Annotated in this window: 1 protein-coding gene; it reads right to left on the reverse strand. The window is 39.0% G+C overall.

Going from position 1 to position 372, the window contains the following annotated elements:
• Positions 1–372: SdrD B-like domain-containing protein (locus HMPREF3270_RS11815; protein ID WP_176746755.1), on the reverse strand; the 372-nt coding region annotated here is incomplete at both ends.

A 372-nucleotide genomic window follows, 5' to 3' on the forward strand; every position in this document is an offset into this window, starting at 1 on the left:
TGTTGCTGTCTTCCCAGACATAGTCACCTAAGTTGTATGTTGCTGGAACTGGTGTCGGCTCAACTGTTGGTTTGTAGAATCCACTGTCAATTGTGTAATCATCTGCATTATTGATTTTCACTGTGGCTGATGTGCCTTCTGAGTCAAGCGCTCTAGAATTTCCTTGCTCAATTAATGTAGATTTATAACCTTCTGGCGTTTCGAAATCTACTTGGTATTCACCATTTTCTAAGTCTGTAAATTTATATTTACCTTTTTCGTCTGTAACTGTCGTTACTTTTGTACCATCCGGTTTAGTTAATGTGACTGTTACACCTGCAATACCTACTTCATTTGAGTTTTGGATACCGTCTTTGTTGCTGTCTTCCCAGA

Origin of the sequence: Staphylococcus sp. HMSC65H10 (assembly GCF_001839185.1) — a bacterium.
Lineage (GTDB): Bacteria > Bacillota > Bacilli > Staphylococcales > Staphylococcaceae > Staphylococcus > Staphylococcus simulans.